Genomic DNA, 18,839 nt, shown 5'->3' with positions numbered 1-18,839 from the left:
AGGGGCGGCCTTCGGTGTTTCCAGGGCCCGGCCGCTCCTCCCCGATCACCGCGACGACCGTGATCCCGAGGGAAGAGGAACCCATGGACCTGACCCGGCTGTTGTCCGACGACCGCCCGTTCGCCCTGCTGCGCCGCCGCACACCGGGCCTCGACGACCACGACACGGTGGAGTTGCTGATCGGCCCGGTGACCACCTGCGAGCGGCTCGCCGACCTCCCCGACGAGGGGCTGGCGCTCGTGCCCTTCCGGCAGATCCGCGAACGCGGCTTCGACGTCCGCGACGACGGGACGCCCCTGTCGGTGCTGGTGCCGGAGGAGAGCTGCGAGCTGCCCCTGGACCGGGTCCTCGCGGAGCTGCCCGCCCATGACGTCCGGGTCGAGGGCGGGGGCTTCGACGTGGACGACGAGGAGTACGCGCGGATCGTGGACCGGGTGCTGCGCGAGGAGATCGGGCGGGGCGAGGGCGCCAACTTCGTGATCCGGCGGACGTACGAGGGCGAGATCCGGGGCTTCGGCCGCGCCGACGCGCTGGCGCTGTTCCGGCGCCTGCTGGAGGGCGAGCGGGGCGCGTACTGGACGTTCGTGGTGCACACCGGGGAGCGCACGCTGGTCGGCGCCAGCCCGGAGGTGCACGTGCGGATGTCCGGCGGGACGGTCGTGATGAACCCGATCAGCGGGACCTACCGCTATCCGGCCGGTGGGCCGACAGCGGAGGGGCTGCTGGCCTTCCTCGCCGACGGCAAGGAGATCGAGGAGCTGTCGATGGTCGTCGACGAGGAGCTCAAGATGATGTGCACGGTCGGCGACATGGGCGGGGTCGTGGTGGGGCCCCGGCTGAAGGAGATGGCCCACCTCGCCCACACCGAGTACGAGCTGCGCGGGCGGTCCTCGCTGGACGTGCGGGAGGTGCTGCGGGAGACGATGTTCGCCGCCACCGTCACCGGATCGCCGGTGCAGAACGCGTGCCGGGTGATCGAGCGGTACGAGCCCCTCGGGCGGGACGGTGTCGGGCGCGGGTACTACGCGGGGGCGCTGGCGCTCCTGGGACGGGACTCGGGAGGGGCGCAGACCCTGGACTCGCCGATCCTGATCCGTACGGCCGACATCGCGGCGGACGGGCGGCTGAAGGTGCCGGTGGGGGCCACGCTCGTGCGGGGGTCCGATCCGGCGGGCGAGGTCGCCGAGACGCACGCGAAGGCGGCGGGGGTGCTGGCCGCGCTGGGGGTGCGGCCGGGGCGGCCCGGGCCCGGACGGGTGGGGCCGGCGCTGGCGGACGACCCCCGGGTGCGGGCCGCGCTGGACGGGCGGCGGGGGGCGCTGGCGCCGTTCTGGCTGCGGATGCGGGAGCGGACGGCCGAGCTGACCGGGCACGCGCTGGTCGTGGACGCCGAGGACACCTTCACCGCGATGCTCGCGCATCTGCTCAGGTCCTCGGGGCTGGAGGTCACGGTACGGCGGTACGACGAGCCGGGGCTGCGGGCCGATGTGCTCGCGCACGAGGGCGTGGTGGTGCTGGGACCGGGGCCCGGGGACCCGGAGGACGTGCGCGACCCCAAGATGCGGTTCCTGCGGTCGCTGACCGCCGAGGTGCTGCGGGGGCATCGGTACGGGGTGCTCGGGGTGTGCCTCGGGCACGAACTCATCGCGCTGGAGCTGGGGTTGGAGATCGTGCGCAAGGAGGTGCCCTATCAGGGGGCGCAGACCGGGATCGATCTGTTCGGGCACTCCGAGACCGTCGGGTTCTACAACAGCTTCGTGGCCCGCTGCGACGACGAGACGGCCGGGGAGCTGGCGGCCCACGGGGTGGAGGTCAGCCGGAGCGGGAGCGGTGAGGTGCACGCGCTGCGCGGGCCCGGGTTCGCGGGGGTGCAGTTCCATCCGGAGTCGGTGCTGACGCTGGACGGGGTGAGTGTGGTGCGTCAGCTGGTGGCGGGGGTTCAGTCACTGCGTCCGGTTTAGGGGCCGGGGGGTGGGTGGGTCTCGGGGTCGCTGTCGGGTGCGGGTGGGTAAGGGGCTGGTCGCGCAGTCCCCGCGCCCCTGAAAAAGGCGGGGCTGAGCCCCTGCTTTTCAGGCCCGCAGGGGCGGCCCGGCGCTTCCAGGCCCGCAGGGCCTGGGCTGTCAGGGGCGCGGGGAACTGCGCGAGAAGCCCCACCGGGCCGCACCCGCCGACGAAACCCGCACCCCCGAGCCCTCAGGCGCCCTCACGCGCGCCCTCAGCCGAAGAAGACCCCGACCTCCTCGTACAGCTTCGGGTCGACCGTCTTCAGGCGGGCCGTCGCGTCGGCGATCGGCACGCGGACGATGTCCGTGCCGCGCAGGGCCACCATCTTGCCGAAGTCCCGGTCGTGGACGGCGTCGATCGCGTGCAGCCCGAAGCGCGTGGCGAGCCAGCGGTCGAACGCGGAAGGGGTGCCGCCTCGCTGGACGTGGCCGAGGACGGTCGTACGGGCCTCCTTGCCGGTCCGCCTCTCGATCTCCTTGGCCAGCCATTCACCGACCCCGGAGAGCCGGACATGGCCGAAGGAGTCGAGCGAGCCGTCCTTGAGGACCATCTCCCCGTCCTTCGGCATGGCCCCCTCGGCGACGACCACGATCGGCGCGTAGGAGGCCTTGAAGCGGGACGTCACCCAGGCGCACACCTTGTCGACGTCGAAGCGCTGTTCGGGGATGAGGATGGCGTTGGCGCCGCCGGCCAGGCCGGAGTGGATGGCGATCCAGCCGGCGTGCCGGCCCATCACCTCCACCACCAGCACACGCATGTGCGACTCGGCGGTGGTGTGGAGGCGGTCGATGGCCTCCGTCGCGATGCCGACGGCCGTGTCGAAGCCGAAGGTGTAGTCCGTGGCGGAGAGGTCGTTGTCGATCGTCTTCGGGACGCCCACGCACGGCACCCCGTACTCGTCGGACAGCCGGGCAGCCACCCCCAGCGTGTCCTCGCCGCCGATGGCGATGAGCGCCTCGACCTCCTGCTTGGCGAGGTTGTCCTTGATGCGGCGGATGCCGTTCTCCTCCTTGAGCGGGTTGGTGCGCGAGGAGCCGAGAATGGTGCCGCCGCGGGGCAGGATGCCGCGGACGGCGGGGATGTCGAGGCGGACGGTGTCGTTCTCCAGCGGACCCCGCCAGCCGTCCCGGAAGCCCACGAAGTCGTAGCCGTACTCCTGCACGCCCTTGCGGACGGCGCCCCGGATGACGGCGTTGAGCCCGGGGCAGTCGCCGCCTCCGGTGAGTACTCCGACGCGCATGGAAAAGTCCCTTCGCCGCGGTTGCCTGGTGAGGGTCACGCTAATAGTGATCCAGGTCACTTCGACATGCGCGGGAAGGTCAATTCGGCGAATTGCTGTTGATAGAGGGTGAGTTGATCGTAGTTGATCAAATCGCCTTCACCCTATGGGGTGATTCGTGGCGTTTACTCGTCGTCGAGGCCGCGCTCTATGGCATAGCGGACCAGTTCCACCCGGTTGTGGAGCTGGAGCTTGCCGAGGGTGTTCTGCACATGGTTCTGGACCGTGCGGTGCGAGATGACGAGGCGCTCGGCGATCTGCTTGTAGCTCAGCCCCTTGGCGACGAGCCGGAGCACCTCGGTCTCACGGTCGGTGAGCTGCGGTGCCTTGGGCCCGTCGGCGCCCGGCGCCGGGGCGGGCTCGGAGGCGAGACGGCGGTACTCGCCGAGGACCAGGCCCGCGAGGCCCGGGGTGAAGACGGGGTCGCCGGCCGCGGTGCGGCGTACGGCGTCGATCAGCTCCTCCGTCGAGGCCGACTTCAGCAGATAGCCCGTCGCGCCGGACTTCACCGCCTCCAGGACGTCCGCGTGCTCCCCGCTCGCCGACAGGACCAGCACCCGCAGTGCCGGGTTCGCGCCGACCAGTTCCTTGCAGACCTGCACCCCGGGCTTCGCGGGCAGGTTCAGGTCCAGGACGAGGACGTCCGGCCCGGCGGCGCGGGCGCGCCGCACCGCCTGCTCGCCGTCGCCCGCCGTGGCGACCACGTCGAAGCCCGACTCGGCCAGGTCACGGGCGACGGCGTCGCGCCACATGGGGTGGTCGTCGACCACCATGACCCTGAGCGGACCGCTCCCACCGGGCTGTGCGCCCGCGTCCGCCGGCCCGCCGCTCCCCACGTTCTCCTCGCTCCGCACGTTCTCCGTCACCGCTTCTCCGCCTTCCCCCGTACGCCCTTGGCCCGTTCCGCGGCCCTGGGCACCTTCAGTTCGACTTCGGTGCCCTGGCCGGGCACCGAGATCAGTTCGGCCGTGCCGCCGATGTCGCGCAGCCGCCCCCGGATGGAGAGGGCCACTCCGAGCCTCCCCTCGCCCTCGGCCTGGACGAGCCGGCCCTCGGGGATGCCGGGGCCGTCGTCCCGTACGGTCACGACGATCTCCTCCGGCCAGTCCTCGACCAGGATCCAGGCACGGGCCCCGTCGCCCGCGTGCTCGCGCACATTGTCCAGGGCCGCGCCGACGGCCGCCGCCAGCTCCCGCGCGGCGCCCGTGGCGAGCGGCACCGGGCCGCCGGGCTCCGAGAAGGTGACGCTCGCGCTCGCGTAGGGGGCGAGGAGGGCCCGCAGGTCCACGGGGTCCCCGCTGCCGCCGGCCTCGTCCGGTTCGTCCACCGCCCGGACGAGCGCTCCCTCGGCCGCGTCCTCCGAGACCCGGGAGACGGGGACCAGGCCGCCGGAGACCAGGGTGCGCAGCGCCACCTCCTGCTCGCCCGCCATCCGGCCCAGCTCGGCCGCCTCGCCGCCGAGGGCGGTGCCGCGCCGCTGGACCATGGCGAGGACCTGGAGCACACCGTCGTGGATGTCCCGGGCGAGGCGCTCGCGTTCGCGGGTGGCGGCCTCGATCTCCAGGGCGCGGGCAAGGGTGCGCTCGGAGGCGCGGGCCACCTCGACGACGTACCCGATGGCGATGGAGGCGACCCAGACCAGGAGCACGTTGTGGACGGTGTCGCGGGTGGGGGCGCCGCGGTGGATCAGGTTGGCGACGGCGACGAGCGTGGAGGCGAAGGCGGCCCAGCGCCAGCCGCCCTTGACGGCATAGGCCAGCACGGCGCCGGCGGTCCATATCGACGGCAGGGTGGGGCCGCCGGCCTCCACCCGGGCGGCGGAGTCGGCGAGCCGGGTGAGCAGGATGCCGACGATCGCGACGGTGAGGTCGGCCGCCAGGAACCGCTTGGTGCAGCCGGCCGCGCTCGCCACTCTCGGCAGGGTCAGCAGCGTCCAGGCTGCCAGCACCGTCAGGTAGGCGATGGCCAGCCAGGGGCGCTCGAACTTGTCGTAGGCGCTGGCGAAGAGGCCGATGGCGTAGATCACCGTCAGGACCCGGTAGCCGGTGAGGGCACGCCACAGCGGCTGCTCGACCGACATGCGCATGACTCGTTCACGCTCAGGCATATCCCCCACCCCACCCCACCCCACCCCGCGACGATCGCGCCCGGGAACGCGACCGTACCCGGGAAAGCGGCCGTTACGAAGCCGGCCGCCCCCGGTCCGCCCGGGTGTCCTGCGCCTGTTCCCGCTGTTCCCCGGCCGGCCCGCCCCGGCCCGGCTGTTCCTTCCCGGCCTTGGCGAGGGCGGCCCTGGCGGCCTTGTCGGCCTTCGCCGCCTCCGCGATCTGCCGCTTGGCGGCGGTCGCGTAGATGTCGACGTACTCCTGGCCCGAGAGCTTCATGATCTCGTACATGACCTCGTCGGTCAGCGCCCGCAGGACGAAGCGGTCGTGCTCCATGCCCTGGTAGCGGCTGAAGTCGAGGGGCCTGCCGATCCGGATCCCGGGACGCATCACCTTCGGCAGGACCTTGCCGGGGGGCTGGATCTTCTCGGTGTCGATCATGGCGACGGGGATGACGGGCGCGCCGGTGGCGAGGGCCACGCGCGCCAGACCGCCGGGCTTGCCCCGGTAGAGGCGGCCGTCGGGCGAACGGGTGCCCTCGGGGTAGATGCCGAACAGCTCGCCGCTCTCGATGACCTGTATGCCGCTGTTGATGGCGGCCTCACCCGCGCCCCGCGCCCCGGAGCGGTCCACCGGGAGCTGGCCGACGCCCTTGAAGAAGGCGGCCGTCAGCTTGCCCTTGATCCCGGGGGTGGTGAAGTACTCCGCCTTCGCGATGAACGTGACCTTGCGGTCCAGGACCGCGGGGAGGAAGAACGAGTCCGAGAAGGAGAGGTGGTTGCTCGCGAGGATCGCGGCGCCCTCGGGCGGAATGTTCTCCAGGCCCTCCACCCAGGGCCGGAAAGTGACCTTGAGCGGTCCCCCGATAGCGACCTTCATCGCGCCGTACAACACCCGAGTGCCTCTCTCTGTTCCGTGGATCAGACCTTAACCCGGACGCCCGGACAACAGTCCGGCGCCCCTGGCCGGTGTCGGCCCCCGCCGCGCGAAGCCCCTGGTCGGTGTCGGAGCGGTCGCGTACGGTGAACCACATCCGGACTGTATTCACACCCTTCTCACGAACAGGAGACCGAACCGTGCCGGTCCTTCCTGGAGCCGAGCCGTTTCACCACGAGGGCGGGGAGGTCGGCGTCCTCCTCTGCCACGGTTTCACCGGGTCCCCGCAGTCGCTGCGCCCCTGGGCGGAGTATCTCGCCGCACAGGGGCTGACCGTGGCGCTGCCCCTGCTGCCGGGGCACGGCACCCGCTGGGAGGACCTGCGTCCGACCGGCTGGCAGGACTGGTACGCGGAGGTGGACCGCGAGCTGCGGGCCCTGCGCGAGCGCTGCGCGCACGTCTTCGTCGCGGGGCTGTCCATGGGCGGCGCGCTGGCGCTGCGCCTGGCAGCCAAGCACGGGGACGCGGTCGACGGCGTGGTGGTCGTCAACCCGGCGAACAAGGTGCACGGCCCGGCCGCGCACGCCCTGCCGCTGCTCCGGCACTTCGTCCCCACCACCAAGGGGATCACCAGCGACATCGCGAAGGAGGGCGTCGAGGAGGTGGGGTACGGCCATGTGCCGCTGCACGCGGCGCACTCGCTGCGCAACTTCCTCCGTCTCGTCGACGGTGAACTGCCCCAGGTGACCCAGCCGTTGCTGCTGCTGCACAGCCCGCGGGACCATGTGGTGCCGCCCGTCGACTCCGAGCGCGTCCTCGGCCGGGTGTCGTCCACGGACGTCACGGAGATCCTGCTGGAACAGAGCCATCACGTCGCGACGTTGGACCACGACGCGGGCCGGATCTTCGAGGAGAGCCTCGCGTTCGTCACGCGGCTCGTCCCGGAGTCCGGGGCGGCGGATGTGAAGGAGTCCGACGCGGAATCCGTACAGCAGTCCGACCCGGGATCCGCGGAGCGGACCGGCCCGGGAACCTTGGAGCAGAGGGAAGGGACGGCCACTGGTGGCTGAGCACGACTCCGAGCGTGAGCCGGAGGAGAAGGGAGCGCCTCTCGGCGCCTCGCCCGGCGACACCCCGGGCGGCTCCTCGGGCGGCTCGGCGGGCGCCTCGTCCGGCGAGTCGCCGGGCGGGTCCGCCGGTGAGGAGCAGCATGCGGGCGAGGAGCAGCACGTGCCCTTCGACGAGGACGCCGCGTGGCGGGCCATCGTGGCCGGGTTCGGCACCGAGCCGCCGGACCCGCCGGGCGCCAAGCCGTTCCGGTCGGTGGAGGACCTCGCGCTGCTGGAGGCCGAGCCGGAGGACGCCGAGGACAAGTCCTCGGACACCGGCGGCCCGGCGGCTCCCAGGCCGCTGGGCAGCTCGGTCGCGTTCGCACCAGGCGTCGGCGCGGGCCCGCGCGACTACAGCGTGCCCGACCCGGTCGGCGAGGACCCGGACCCGGACGACCCGGACGCCGACGACGAGGACGGGGAGGGCCACTTCGTACCGCCCGAGCCGCCCCCGCTGCCGGAGGCCGACACCACCGCCAAGTTCGCCTGGCTGGGGGTGATCGGCGGCCCGGTCCTGCTGCTGCTCGCCGTTCTGCTCGGCTGGGACATGACCTGGTGGCTCACCACCCTGGGCATCGGCGGTTTCCTCGGCGGTTTCGCCACGCTGGTCATGCGGATGAGCGGCGACGACGAGGGCGAGGACGATCCGGGCCGGGGAGCGGTCGTCTGACCCCACGGCCACAGTCCTGCGAGGGCCCGTCCGGGAGTGTTCCGGGCGGGCCCTCGCCGCTGCCGCGGACGGGGCCGGGGAGCCGGTCGCCGTTGCGCGGAATGGAACCCGATCCCGGGGAACGGCGAAGTACGGGTGCGCGACCCGAACGAGCCCAGGCTGCGAGGCGTTCGGACGAACGAGAGGAGTCCCGATGACCGTCGGCCCACCGGGCGTCGGCCCCCGCGACGAGGATCGCGAGGAGAGTGATGCCCGGGTGATCGAGCGGTCCCGGGACGAGCCCGAACTGTTCGCCGTCCTCTACGACCGGTACGCCGGCACCGTGCACCGTTACGCCGCCCGGCGGCTCGGCCCGGAGGCGGCGGAGGATCTGATGGCGGAGACCTTCGCCACCGCCTTCCAGCGGCGGCACACCTACGACCTGGGGCGGCCCGACGCCCGCCCCTGGCTGTTCGGTATCGCCACCAACCTCGTGGGCCGGCACCGGCGGGCCGAGGCGCGCCGGTTCAGGGCGCTCGCCCGGCTGCCGGAGCCGGTGGAGCACGCGGAGCCGGTCGCGGACCGCGCGGTCGCCAGGGCCGGTGCCACGGGGGTGCGCCGGGAGCTGGCTGCCGCGCTGGCCGGGCTCTCCGCCCGGCACCGCGACGTGGTGCTGCTGGTGGCCTGGGCCGGCCTCGACTACGAGGAGGCGGCCCGCGCCCTCGACGTGCCCGTCGGCACGGTCAGATCCCGGCTGAACCGGGCTCGCGGCAGACTGCGCGAGGCACTGGGCGGATCCGACCCGACCGCTTTCCGAGAGGCAGACGCCCATGCGTGACACCGACGAGGCGAGGGATCTGCGGGACCTCGCCGCCTTCGACGCGGGGACTCCTGCGCTGGACGACGAGACCCGGCGGCGGGGGCGGGCCCGCCTGCTGGCCACGATCACCGCGTCGGACGGGAGCCGGTCGAGGCGGACGGCCGCACGGCAGGCCCCGCCGGTGCGCCACCGCCCCGTACGGCGCCTCGCCCTGGCCGGGCTGGTCGCCGCCGCGGTCACGGCCGGTGTCCTGGTCGCCGTGCGGCACGACGGCGAGGGCCCCGGCAGGAGCGCGACGCCCCGGGTGACGGACCTGCCGCCGATGCGGAACGTGAGCGCGCGGACCGTGCTCGACGGGGCGGCCGCGTACGCGCGCAGGAACGAGAAGCCGGTCAGTCCGCGGGACGACCAGTTCGTCTACAGCAAGGAGATCATCAGGGAGACCGACCGGAAGACCGGCAGGACGAAGACGCACGTCGCCGAGAACTGGCGCTCCGTGGACGGCTCCCGGCGCTCCTGGGTCGAGGAGATCGGCAAGGGGTGGTGGTCGCCGCCGCGCGAGAAGAACATGAGCAGCTGGCCGCCGCAGGAGTGGGACCGGCTCGTGGAACTGCCGACCGACCCCGAGCGCCTGATCCTCACCCTCCAGGAGCACTGGACCGCGGGCGACAGCCGGACCTCCCTGAAGGACATCTCCGAGGAGCAGTGGTGGCAGCTGTACCACCTCCTCGGCGGACTGCTCAAGCTGGTGCCCGTGATGCCCGAGGGGCTGCGCCCGGCGGCGTACGAGGCGCTCGGGATGGTGCCGGGTGTCAAGGCGCTGCCGCACCAGAAGGACGCCAAGGGACGCGTCGGCGTGGCCATCGTGTACGCGGCCCCCGCCGCGTCCTGGAGGCCGCCGGGCTCCGACAGCAACCGCTTCATCTTCGACCCGGTGACCTACGCCTTCCTCGGCTTCCGTGACGAGCGCTCCACGGGCCACGGCAAGGACATGAAGGTCTACACCCAGCTGTCGTACCTGGACAGCTGGGCGATCGTCGACAGGGTCAAGCAGTACCCGCCCGCCGCCGGCTAGGACTCGGCGGGGACCCTGAGGGCGGCCAGGACCGGCAGGTGGTCCGTGGCCGTCCTCAGGTCGTCCTCGCTGATGCCGGGGTGGTCGAGGGGGACGCCGCAGCCGAGGACCTCGATACCGGGGGTGGCCAGGATCGCGTCGATGCGCTGGTGCGGGTCGGTGGGCGTGGAGCTGTACTCGCCGCCCCAGGGGGTGGTGGACCAGCAGTCCTGGAGTTCTCCGGCGAGGCGGCGGAAGGTGCGGCCGTCCGGGCGCTCGTTGAGGTCGCCGCCCGCGACCGCGTGGGTCACGCCCAGACCGGCCAGCCGGTCCAGGAGCAGGCCACCCTGCTCGTACCGCTCGTCCTTCTGCAGGGAGAGGTGGCAGGACAGGACGCCGAGGCGGGCGCGGCCGAAGCGGACCACGGCCGTGGCGAAGCCGCGTCGGTGCAGGCCGGGGGTGAGGGGCAGCAGCACGTCGTCGGTGTGTTCGACGGTGGCGCGGAGGCTGCACAGCAGCGCGGGGCCGGAGGCGGTGGCGCCGCCGGAGAGGGTGACCAGGCCGGAGGCGGCGGCGAGCCTCGCGAGCTTCTTGCGCCAGCGAAAGAAACGGGGGGCTTCCTGGACGAGCACCAGGTCGGGGGCGCAGGCGGCGATCACCCGGGCGAGGGCGTCGGTGTCGTCGCGCATCGAGCGGATGTTGTAGCTGAGGACGCGGACGGTCGCCGAACCGTCGGGGTTCGTGCGGGAGTCGGGCAGCGGCGTCATGTGGATCAATGTACGCGGCGGCGCTCCGCCGGGAGGGCCGGGCAACCACGGATCGTTCGTTCGGCTGACGGCCGGTGGCGGGGTGGTCGCGCCCCCGCGGCGGGGCCGCGTGGCGATACGGCCCCGCGCCCCCCGGAAACGGGGCGCGGGGTGGCGACCGGTGCCTACATGATCGGGTCGGGCTCTCTCGCCAGGTCCGCCGCGCCCACCAGGCCCGCGTCGTTGCCGAGTCGGGCGGCGACGACCTCGGCCACCGGGCGCCAGTTGCCGCCCACGAGCCAGCGCTTGTAGGACTTGCGGATCGGGTCGAGGACCAGTTCGCCCTCGTCCGACAGGCCGCCGCCCACGATGAACGCCGACGGGTCGAAGAGGGAGGCGAGGTCGGCGAGACCGGCGCCGGCCCAGCGGGCGAGTTCGCGGTAGGAGTCGACGGCCACCGGGTCGCCCTGGCGGGCGGCCATGGAGATGTGCTTGCCCTCGATGCCGTCGGGGGTGCCGTCACCGAGGCCGAGGAGGAGTTCCGCGTTCTCGGGGGTGGCGTTGGCGCGCTGCTGGGCGTACCTGACCAGGGCCCGCCCGGACGCGTACTGCTCCCAGCAGCCCTGTGAGCCGCAGCCGCACATCAGTCCGTCGGGGACCATCCGGATGTGGCCGAACTCGGCGGCGACACCGTAGTGACCGCGGCGCAGCTTGTTGCCGATGATGATGCCACCGCCGAGGCCGGTGCCGAGGGTGATGCAGATGACGTTGCGGTGGCCCTTGCCGCCGCCGAACTTGTACTCGCCCCACGCGGCGGCGTTGGCGTCGTTCTCCACGACGACCGGCAGGCCCACACGGGCCTCGACCTTCTCCTTGAGCGGCTCGTTGCGCCAGTCGATGTTGGGGGCGAAGTAGACCATCGACCGCTGCCGGTTGACGTAACCGGCCGCGCCGATGCCGACACCGACGATCTCGTGTCCGGCTCGCGCGCCCTCGACGGCGGCGGCGATGGCGTCCACGATCCCCTCGGGCGTGCCCGGGGTCGGCACCTTGTGGGTCGAGAGGATGTTGCCTTCCTCGTCGACCACACCAGCCGCGATCTTGGTACCGCCGATGTCGACGCCGATGGTGAGTCCCATGAATCCCTCAGTTTCGGTCGAGCCCCGCTACGGCCAACCGTACCCGAGGCCCTGCCCCCGCAGTCCCGGCGTCCGCCGGGCGGACGGCCCCGCGTCAGTCCAGGTCGATCCGCTCGCCGGGGCCCGGGTCGTCGCCCTGACCGCGGTCCTCCCGGTGGGAGGCGTCCCGGCTCGTCCAGCGGCGCTCCTGGGCCTCGACGGCCGAGCGGTACGCGGCGAGCAGTTCGCTGCCCGCGGAGGCGAGGTGGTCGAAGACGTCGGGGTTGCGTTCGATGACCGGTTCGACGGCGGCCTTGGCCTGCCGGACGACCTGGCTGACCATCTGCTGGGCCGCTCCCCCGGCGACGGCGCCGAGCAACGGCGACTGCAGCCCGGACAGTTTGTCCGCGACGGTGTCGACCAGCCTGCGCAGTTCCTCGGCGGCCGAGCCCGGCTGCGGACCGTGCTGCGCCCGGCGGCGGGCCTTCTCCGCGGCGAGGTCCTCCTCGCAGGCGGTGGCCCAGGCGTCGGAGTCGGTCGCGCGCACCCGGTCGGTCGTGCGGTCCTGCTCGGCCGACCGTGCCTCCTCGGGCGCGTCCTGACGACCGGCGTCGGACGTGGGGCGCTCTTCGCTCATGGCGGGCTCCTGCCTACGGTTCGTACTGTCGACGTTACCCGAACGGACGTATGCGGTTCACCGTGTCCGGGGCCACAACCGCGGGTCCGGCGCGAAGCGGATCCTCAGTTCGCCCTCGCGCAGGGCCGCGCCGTCGACCGTGCAGCGGCGCAGAGCCGACGGGAGCGGAACGATACGGCGGAACGGTCCCGCCGTGAGCACCAACTCGTCGCCGCGCCGGACGAGATCCAGCTCGTCCCGTATCGCCCCGGGCAGCGGGATGTGCCACACGAGCACGCCCTCGTCCCCGAGGTTGTCGGTGACGGCCCACTCGACCCGGGCCGGCACGTCACCCGCGCCGGGGACACCGAGGGCGGCGAGATCGTCACCGCCGCGGGGGTCGTGGCCGAGGTGGGCGACGCGCCGTACGGAACGGGCGCCGCCCGCCGCGGGCGGCTCCTCCCATTCCTCCAGCGCCTTGCGCTGCTGGGCGACGAGGCCGGCGAGCCAGGTCTCGTGCGCGCCCTCGGGCAGCACGCGGTTGGCGATCAGCACGTCCACGGGCAGGGCCCGCAGGGCGAGTCCGACGCCCGCGAGGCGTACGTGGTCGGCGCCGGCCGGGCCCGGCTCGGCGACCAGCCGTACGGTCGTCCCCGGGTCCTCGACGACCGCCGCGACGGCGGCCAGCTCCACGTCCCAGCGGGCGGCCGTCTCGTAGAGCCACTCGGCGGGCATCGGCACTCCGGCGAGCCGCCCGAGGACCGGCCGCAGCGCTCGGGCCGCCTGCCGCTCGGGCGGGAGCAGCCGTCGCAGATACCGCCGCAGCTCCTCCGGGAGGGCCAGCAGCGCGAGGGCCTGCGGGGCGGGCGGCAGGTCGACGACGAGCAGGTCGTACGCCTCCGACAGCGCGGCGTCGCGCAGCGCGCGCAGCAGGGTCAGTTCCTCGGCGCCGGGAAGGGGGGTGAGTTCCTCGGCGTCCAGCCGGGCGGCGCCGAGCATGCCCAGCACGGACGCGGCCCGTTCCTGGAAGGCGACGAGGTCCTCACGGAATCCGGCCGCGGCATCGGGCCGCCATGCGGTGAGGTTCGGTGCCGCGCGCACGGGCTCCGGCCCGGTCGCCACCCCGAGCACCGCCCCGAGGCCGTCGGCCCGGTCCGCGCTCAGCACGAGCGTCCGCGCGCCCTCGCGGGCCGCCTCGACGGCCGTGGCCGCCGCGACCGTCGTACGGCCGCTGCCGCCTGGCCCGGTGATCAGGATGGTGCGCATGAGGGTGAACGGTAACCCAGCGAAAGGGGGGTCACCGACACACCGGCGCGGCGAGCGGGCCGGGCCCGGCCGCCCCGGTCGTAGGGGTGCCCGCGGCCGGGACGGCGGCCCGGCTCTCTACTTCCCGGACTCGACGCGCTTCTTCAGGCCCGCCAGGGCCCGGTCGATGATGACCTTCTCCGCCTTGCGCTTGATCATCCCGAGCATCGGGATCTTGACGTCGACGGTGAGCTGGTACGTCACCTCGGTCATCGAGTCGCCGACCGGCTTCAGGATGTAGGAGCCGTCGAGCGACCGCAGCATCTGGGACTTGACCAGCGTCCAGGAGACCTCGTTCGCCCCGGTCCAGGTGTACGCCAGCGTCTGGTCGTCCTTGATCGCGCCCGCGTCCATGACGAGCCGGACCTGCTCGGCGCGGCCCTGGCCGTCGGTCTGCAGCACCTCCGCCTCCTTCACCTCGCCCGTCCAGTCGGGGTAGCGGGCGAAGTCGGCGATCACTCCCATGACGTCGGCCGCCGCAGCCTCGATCGTGATGCTCGAACTGGTGAATTCCGCCATCGCCGTGGCTCCTCCAGAGACTGTCCGGTGAGGGAGGTGGGTGCGCACGTATGTGCAGCGTGAAGGCTACCGCCTGCCGGGGCTCACCATTCCAGCGCCCACGGCTTCCCGGTCCCCGCGAAGTGCCCCACGTTCACACACTCCGTCGCCCCGATCCGCATCCGCCGCGCCAGCGGCTGGTGGACGTGCCCGAACAGCGCGTACCGGGGACGGGTCCTGCGGATGGCGTCCAGCAGCGCCCGGCTCCCCCGCTCGAAGCGGCGCGCCACCGTGTCGTAGACCAGCTCGGGGACCTCCGGCGGGATGTGCGTGCACAGCACGTCCACCTCCCCCACCGCCTCGATCTTGGCCGCGTACTCCTCGTCGCCGATCTCGTACGGCGTCCGCATGGGGGTGCGCAGGCCGCCGCCGACGAAGCCGAAGACCCGTCCGCCGATCTCCACGCGTTCGCCGTCCAGCACGGTCGTACCCGGACCGGCGTACTCGGGCCAGAGCGTGGGCATGTCGACATTGCCGTAGGTGGCGTACGTCGGTGTGGGGAAGGCCGCGAACATCTCGGCGTACTGCCTGCGTACGGCCTTCTCGATCACGGCGGAGCGCTCCTCCCCGAAGCCCGCCCACAGCCGGGCCCCGAGTTCGCGCGCCTCCTCGAAGCGGCGGGCGGTGCGCAGTTCGACGAGCCTGGTGGCGTTCTCGGCGCCGAAGAGGTCGGGGAAGATGCCCCGGGAGTGGTCGGCGTAGTCGAGGAAGAGGACCAGGTCGCCCAGGCACACCAGGGCGTCGGCGCCCTCACCCGCCCTGGCCAGGTCCGTTGCGTTGCCGTGCACGTCGCTGACCACGTGAATGCGTGTCCTGTCGTTACCGCCCGGTGTGCGTGCCATGACGATCAAGCGTAGGCGTGTGCGGCATACGTGAACAGAGCCGGTCGGACGTGCGGTTACTGGCCAGTCAGTAAGTTGGGGGATTATTCTGCTCGGGAACCCCCCGTGTGTGACTCGAAGAACATCTCACCCGGCCCCCCTCGCGGAGAGGCCATACCGACGGGTAACGTCCGGGCAGTCCAGTTGTGCTCAGGTTTTCAACCAGTAGGAACGATAAAAGGCGGACCTGAGCGCTCTCCCGTCCTTGGACCGCACCGTCGCAGCACACAGAGTCGTGGCGCCGGCGCCCTATGAGGAGCAGCAGTCTTGCGCGAGTTCAGCCTTCCGGCTTTGTACGAGGTCCCGACGGACGGCAATCTGACGGACATCGTCCGTAGAAACGCCGCGCAGCACCCCGATGTCGCCGTCATCGCCCGCAAGGTGGACGGCGTCTGGCAGGACGTCGACGCCGTCCGGTTCCTGGCCGAGGTGCGGACGGCCGCCAAGGGGCTCATCGCCGCCGGGGTGCAGCCGGGCGACCGGGTCGCGCTGATGTCCCGCACCCGGTACGAGTGGACCCTGCTGGACTTCGCGATCTGGACGGCCGGCGCGGTGACCGTGCCGGTGTACGAGACCAGCTCGCCGGAGCAGGTGCAGTGGATCCTCTCCGACTCGGGCGCCACCGCCATGATCGTGGAGCTGGACGGGCACTCGGCCGCCGTAGAGTCGGTGCGCGACCGGCTGCCCGCGCTGAAGCACGTGTGGCAGATCGAGGGCGGCGGGGTGGAGGAGCTGGGCCGCCTCGGCCAGGACGTCTCCGACGCGGCCGTCGACGAGCGCAGCTCGCTGGCGAAGGCCGACGACCCGGCGACCATCGTCTACACCTCCGGCACCACGGGCCGCCCGAAGGGCTGCGTGCTCACCCACCGCAGCTTCTTCGCCGAGTGCGGGAACGTGGTGGAGCGGCTGCGGCCCCTCTTCCGCACGGGCGAGTGCTCGGTCCTGCTCTTCCTCCCGCTCGCCCACGTCTTCGGACGACTCGTGCAGGTCGCGCCGATGATGGCGCCGATCAAGCTGGGCACCGTGCCCGACATCAAGAACCTCACCGACGAGCTGGCCTCCTTCCGGCCGACGCTGATCCTCGGGGTGCCGCGGGTCTTCGAGAAGGTCTACAACTCGGCGCGGGCCAAGGCGCAGGCCGACGGCAAGGGCAAGATCTTCGACAAGGCCGCGGACACGGCGATCGCGTACAGCAGGGCGCTGGACACCGCGTCGGGTCCGGCCCTCGGCCTGAAGATCAAACACAAGGTGTTCGACCGGCTCGTCTACAGCAAGCTGCGCGCGGTGCTCGGCGGCAAGGGCGAGTACGCGATCTCGGGCGGCGCCCCGCTGGGCGAGCGTCTCGGCCACTTCTTCCGGGGCATCGGGTTCACGGTCCTGGAGGGCTACGGCCTCACCGAGTCCTGTGCGGCCACCGCGTTCAACCCCTGGGACCGACAGAAGATCGGTACGGTCGGGCAGCCGCTGCCGGGTTCCGTCATCCGGATCGCGGGCGACGGGGAGGTGCTGCTGCACGGCGAACACCTGTTCAAGGAGTACTGGAACAACCCGGGCGCGACCGAGGAGGCGCTGGCCGACGGCTGGTTCCACACCGGCGACATCGGCACCCTGGACGAGGACGGCTATCTCAGCATCACGGGCCGCAAGAAGGAGATCATCGTCACCGCGGGCGGCAAGAACGTCGCCCCGGCCGTGATCGAGGACCGGATCCGGGCGCACGCCCTGGTCGCGGAGTGCATGGTGGTGGGCGACGGACGGCCGTTCGTCGGCGCGCTGGTCACCATCGACGAGGAGTTCCTGGGCCGTTGGGCCGCCGAGCACGGCAAGCCCGCGGGCTCCACCGCGGCGTCGCTGAGCGCGGACGCCGATCTGAACGCGGCCGTGCAGGCCGCGATCGACGACGGCAACGCCGCGGTGTCGAAGGCGGAATCGGTGCGGAAGTTCCGCATTCTGCCCTCCCAGTTCACGGAGGAGACGGGGCACCTGACGCCGTCCCTGAAGCTCAAGCGCAACGTGGTGGCCAAGGACTACGCGGACGAGATCGAGGCGATCTACCAGAAGTAGTCAGACACGTACGACGACTATGGCGCGGTGTCCTCCACGAGGACCCGCGCCATCGTGCGTTCGGCGAGCGCGGTGATCGTGACGAACGGGTTCACCCCGATCGAGCCGGGCACGAGCGAGCCGTCGGTGACGTACAGGTTCGAGTACCCCTTCACCCTCCCGTAGTCGTCGGTCGCCCTGCCCAGCACGCAGCCGCCCAGCGGGTGGTACGTGAAGTCGTCGGCGAACACCTTGTTGGACGAACCGAACAGGTCGTACCGGTACATCGTGGAATTGGCGGAGTTGATCCGGTCGAAGAGCTTCTTGGCCATGGACGAGGAGACCGCGCTCTGGGCGGCGCTCCAGCCGAGCTTCGCCGAGTCGCTCGCGGCGTCGTAGGTGAAGGAGGCACGCTCGGTGTTCTTGGTGATCGCCAGATAGAGGCTCACCCAGTGTTCGAGGCCGGTGGGCAGCGGGGCGATCTCGGCGAAGACGGGGTTGGCGGTGTTGGCCCAGTCGTCGATGCCCATGACCGGCATCGTCGACTGGTTCGCCCCGACCGTGTCCCACAGGTGGTTGGCCCGGCCGAGCATCACGTTGCCGTTCGAGCCCCAGCCGGCGCCGACACTGGCGTTCAGCGCGGGCAGGGTGCCCTTCGCCCGGGCGCGTACGAGGAGTTCGGTGGTGCCGACGCTGCCCGCGCCGAGGAACAGGTAGGTGCAGCCGTACTCCTTGGTCTCGACGACCGCGCCCGTGGCGTCGATCCGGTCGGCGGTGACGACGTACGTCCCGTCGCCCAGCCGGCGGATGCCCCTGGCCCTTTCCATGGTGTGGATGGTGACGTTGCCGGTGCCGAGGGCGGCGGCGAGGTACGTCTTGTCGAGGCTCTTCTTGCCGTGGTTGTTGCCGTAGATGACCTCTCCCGCGAGGGCCGACCTCGTCGCGGTGCCGGCGGCCTCGCGCTGCATGTGGCCGAAGTCGTAGACGCTCGGCACGAAGGTGGTCCTGAGCCCCGCCTTCTCGGCGTGGGCGCGGGAGACCCGGCTGAAGCGGTACCACTCCGTGGACTCGAACCACGCGGGGTCGACGGTGCTGACGCCGAGCATGGAGCGGGCGCGCGGGAAGTACGTGGCGTACATCTCGGCGGTGTCGACGGTCGGGAACTGCTCGGCGAAGTACGACTGGAGCGGGGTGACGGCCATGCTGCCGTTGACCAGGGAGCCGCCGCCGACACCGCGGCCCAGGAAGACCGACATGTTGGCGTAGCGCACGCGGTCCAGGACGCCGGGGTAGCGGCTGATCTCCTGGTTGACGACATCCAGCCAGAGGAAGGTGGCGAGCGGGGCCTCGGTCCGGGTCTTGAACCACATGGACCGCTCGTCCGGTTCCCTGGTCGAACAGAAGATCTTGCCGTCGGCGCCGGGGGTCGTCCAGGCCCGGCCCATCTCCAGGACGAGGGTGCGGATACCGGCCTGGCCGAGGCGGAGGGCGGCCACGGCGGCGCCGTAGCCGGAGCCGATGACGATCGCGGGGGCGTTGTCGACCGCGTCGGGCTCGGCCGCCCGGGCGGACTGGAGGCCGATGCGGGTGAGGCCGAGGCCGGCCGCGGTCTGGAGAGCGGCCATACCGAGGATGTGACGTCTCGTCAGCTGACGCTGCATCAGTTTTGCTGTCAT

The 18,839-nt window shown here is 72.2% G+C and carries 17 protein-coding genes; 6 read left to right on the top strand and 11 right to left on the bottom strand.

Going from position 1 to position 18,839, the window contains the following annotated elements; genetic code table 11:
- Positions 1 to 83: 83 nt before the first annotated feature.
- Entirely contained in the window at positions 84 to 1,961 is a 1,878-nt protein-coding gene (locus ACZ6BB_RS16860) for an anthranilate synthase family protein (protein WP_471615934.1), read from the top strand.
- Positions 1,962 to 2,215: 254 nt separating this feature from the next.
- Here the strand turns inward: ACZ6BB_RS16860 and ACZ6BB_RS16855 are convergent, their stop codons facing one another.
- From ACZ6BB_RS16855 to ACZ6BB_RS16840, 4 genes are all read right to left on the bottom strand, one after another.
- Positions 2,216 to 3,244 (bottom strand): 6-phosphofructokinase, encoded by a 1,029-nt coding sequence (locus ACZ6BB_RS16855; RefSeq protein ID WP_471615933.1) that lies wholly within the window; start codon positions 3,242 to 3,244, stop codon positions 2,216 to 2,218.
- Between the two features lie 164 nt (positions 3,245 to 3,408).
- Positions 3,409 to 4,056: a response regulator gene (locus ACZ6BB_RS16850; protein WP_471616161.1), complete on the bottom strand. Its 648-nt coding sequence runs from the start codon at positions 4,054 to 4,056 to the stop codon at positions 3,409 to 3,411.
- Positions 4,057 to 4,145: 89 nt separating this feature from the next.
- Positions 4,146 to 5,390: a MacS family sensor histidine kinase gene (gene macS, locus ACZ6BB_RS16845; protein ID WP_471615932.1), complete on the bottom strand. Its 1,245-nt coding sequence runs from the start codon at positions 5,388 to 5,390 to the stop codon at positions 4,146 to 4,148.
- A gap of 73 nt (positions 5,391 to 5,463) precedes the next feature.
- The gene (locus ACZ6BB_RS16840) at positions 5,464 to 6,267 is read right to left on the bottom strand and encodes a lysophospholipid acyltransferase family protein (protein WP_471615931.1); all 804 of its coding nucleotides are present in this window, start codon (positions 6,265 to 6,267) and stop codon (positions 5,464 to 5,466) included.
- Between the two features lie 197 nt (positions 6,268 to 6,464).
- Here ACZ6BB_RS16840 and ACZ6BB_RS16835 point away from each other — a divergent pair, with 197 nt between their 5' ends.
- The 4 genes from ACZ6BB_RS16835 (at position 6,465) to ACZ6BB_RS16820 (ending at position 9,917) form a co-directional block, all read left to right on the top strand.
- Positions 6,465 to 7,334, top strand: coding sequence for an alpha/beta hydrolase (locus tag ACZ6BB_RS16835; protein WP_471615930.1), 870 nt, complete (start codon positions 6,465 to 6,467; stop codon positions 7,332 to 7,334).
- Entirely contained in the window at positions 7,327 to 8,043 is a 717-nt protein-coding gene (locus tag ACZ6BB_RS16830; protein WP_471615929.1) for a hypothetical protein, read from the top strand. The genes ACZ6BB_RS16835 and ACZ6BB_RS16830 overlap by 8 nt, the downstream gene beginning before the upstream one ends.
- A gap of 193 nt (positions 8,044 to 8,236) precedes the next feature.
- Entirely contained in the window at positions 8,237 to 8,860 is a 624-nt protein-coding gene (locus tag ACZ6BB_RS16825; RefSeq protein WP_471615928.1) for an RNA polymerase sigma factor, read from the top strand.
- Positions 8,853 to 9,917, top strand: coding sequence for a CU044_5270 family protein (locus tag ACZ6BB_RS16820; protein ID WP_471615927.1), 1,065 nt, complete (start codon positions 8,853 to 8,855; stop codon positions 9,915 to 9,917). The genes ACZ6BB_RS16825 and ACZ6BB_RS16820 overlap by 8 nt, the downstream gene beginning before the upstream one ends.
- On the opposite strand, the gene ACZ6BB_RS16815 is transcribed toward ACZ6BB_RS16820, so the two are convergent.
- The 6 genes from ACZ6BB_RS16815 to ACZ6BB_RS16790 all read right to left on the bottom strand — a co-directional run bounded on the left by ACZ6BB_RS16815 (position 9,914) and on the right by ACZ6BB_RS16790 (position 15,081).
- The gene (locus ACZ6BB_RS16815; RefSeq protein WP_471615926.1) at positions 9,914 to 10,663 is read right to left on the bottom strand and encodes an endonuclease/exonuclease/phosphatase family protein; all 750 of its coding nucleotides are present in this window, start codon (positions 10,661 to 10,663) and stop codon (positions 9,914 to 9,916) included. The two genes, ACZ6BB_RS16820 and ACZ6BB_RS16815, sit on opposite strands and share 4 nt — an antisense overlap.
- Positions 10,664 to 10,827: 164 nt before the next feature.
- Positions 10,828 to 11,781: an ROK family glucokinase gene (locus tag ACZ6BB_RS16810; protein WP_059080715.1), complete on the bottom strand. Its 954-nt coding sequence runs from the start codon at positions 11,779 to 11,781 to the stop codon at positions 10,828 to 10,830.
- Positions 11,782 to 11,875: 94 nt separating this feature from the next.
- On the bottom strand, positions 11,876 to 12,397 hold the full coding sequence (locus tag ACZ6BB_RS16805) for a DUF5304 domain-containing protein (RefSeq protein WP_471615925.1): 522 nt from the start codon (positions 12,395 to 12,397) through the stop codon (positions 11,876 to 11,878).
- Between the two features lie 57 nt (positions 12,398 to 12,454).
- Positions 12,455 to 13,642, bottom strand: coding sequence for an ArsA family ATPase (locus ACZ6BB_RS16800; RefSeq protein WP_471615924.1), 1,188 nt, complete (start codon positions 13,640 to 13,642; stop codon positions 12,455 to 12,457).
- A 117-nt stretch (positions 13,643 to 13,759) separates the two neighbouring features.
- The gene (locus ACZ6BB_RS16795; protein WP_471615923.1) at positions 13,760 to 14,200 is read right to left on the bottom strand and encodes an SRPBCC family protein; all 441 of its coding nucleotides are present in this window, start codon (positions 14,198 to 14,200) and stop codon (positions 13,760 to 13,762) included.
- An 83-nt stretch (positions 14,201 to 14,283) separates the two neighbouring features.
- On the bottom strand, positions 14,284 to 15,081 hold the full coding sequence (locus ACZ6BB_RS16790; protein WP_471615922.1) for a metallophosphoesterase family protein: 798 nt from the start codon (positions 15,079 to 15,081) through the stop codon (positions 14,284 to 14,286).
- 306 nt (positions 15,082 to 15,387) lie between these two features.
- Between ACZ6BB_RS16790 and ACZ6BB_RS16785 the strand changes: the two genes are divergently transcribed.
- Positions 15,388 to 17,184, top strand: a complete 1,797-nt coding sequence (locus tag ACZ6BB_RS16785) for an AMP-dependent synthetase/ligase (protein WP_471615921.1) — start codon at positions 15,388 to 15,390, stop codon at positions 17,182 to 17,184.
- Between the two features lie 17 nt (positions 17,185 to 17,201).
- Here ACZ6BB_RS16785 and ACZ6BB_RS16780 read toward each other — a convergent pair whose 3' ends face one another.
- The gene (locus ACZ6BB_RS16780; protein ID WP_471615920.1) at positions 17,202 to 18,839 is read right to left on the bottom strand and encodes a GMC oxidoreductase; all 1,638 of its coding nucleotides are present in this window, start codon (positions 18,837 to 18,839) and stop codon (positions 17,202 to 17,204) included.

This window comes from Streptomyces sp. NPDC041108 (assembly GCF_055592645.1).
Note: the sequence above shows the minus strand (reverse complement) of the source record. Positions and strands in the feature narration are given on the sequence as shown.

Bases quoted from the DNA above. Each gene is read 5' to 3' on its own strand.
- ACZ6BB_RS16860 (WP_471615934.1), top strand. From the start codon at position 84: ATGGACCTGACCCGGCTGTTGTCCGACGACCGCCCGTTCGCCCTGCTG.
- ACZ6BB_RS16855 (WP_471615933.1), bottom strand. From the start codon at position 3,244: ATGCGCGTCGGAGTACTCACCGGAGGCGGCGACTGCCCCGGGCTCAAC.
- ACZ6BB_RS16850 (WP_471616161.1), bottom strand. From the start codon at position 4,056: ATGGTGGTCGACGACCACCCCATGTGGCGCGACGCCGTCGCCCGTGAC.
- macS (WP_471615932.1), bottom strand. From the start codon at position 5,390: ATGCCTGAGCGTGAACGAGTCATGCGCATGTCGGTCGAGCAGCCGCTG.
- ACZ6BB_RS16840 (WP_471615931.1), bottom strand. From the start codon at position 6,267: ATGAAGGTCGCTATCGGGGGACCGCTCAAGGTCACTTTCCGGCCCTGG.
- ACZ6BB_RS16825 (WP_471615928.1), top strand. From the start codon at position 8,237: ATGACCGTCGGCCCACCGGGCGTCGGCCCCCGCGACGAGGATCGCGAG.
- ACZ6BB_RS16820 (WP_471615927.1), top strand. From the start codon at position 8,853: ATGCGTGACACCGACGAGGCGAGGGATCTGCGGGACCTCGCCGCCTTC.
- ACZ6BB_RS16815 (WP_471615926.1), bottom strand. From the start codon at position 10,663: ATGACGCCGCTGCCCGACTCCCGCACGAACCCCGACGGTTCGGCGACC.
- ACZ6BB_RS16810 (WP_059080715.1), bottom strand. From the start codon at position 11,781: ATGGGACTCACCATCGGCGTCGACATCGGCGGTACCAAGATCGCGGCT.
- ACZ6BB_RS16805 (WP_471615925.1), bottom strand. From the start codon at position 12,397: ATGAGCGAAGAGCGCCCCACGTCCGACGCCGGTCGTCAGGACGCGCCC.
- ACZ6BB_RS16800 (WP_471615924.1), bottom strand. From the start codon at position 13,642: ATGCGCACCATCCTGATCACCGGGCCAGGCGGCAGCGGCCGTACGACG.
- ACZ6BB_RS16795 (WP_471615923.1), bottom strand. From the start codon at position 14,200: ATGGCGGAATTCACCAGTTCGAGCATCACGATCGAGGCTGCGGCGGCC.
- ACZ6BB_RS16790 (WP_471615922.1), bottom strand. From the start codon at position 15,081: ATGGCACGCACACCGGGCGGTAACGACAGGACACGCATTCACGTGGTC.
- ACZ6BB_RS16780 (WP_471615920.1), bottom strand. From the start codon at position 18,839: ATGACAGCAAAACTGATGCAGCGTCAGCTGACGAGACGTCACATCCTC.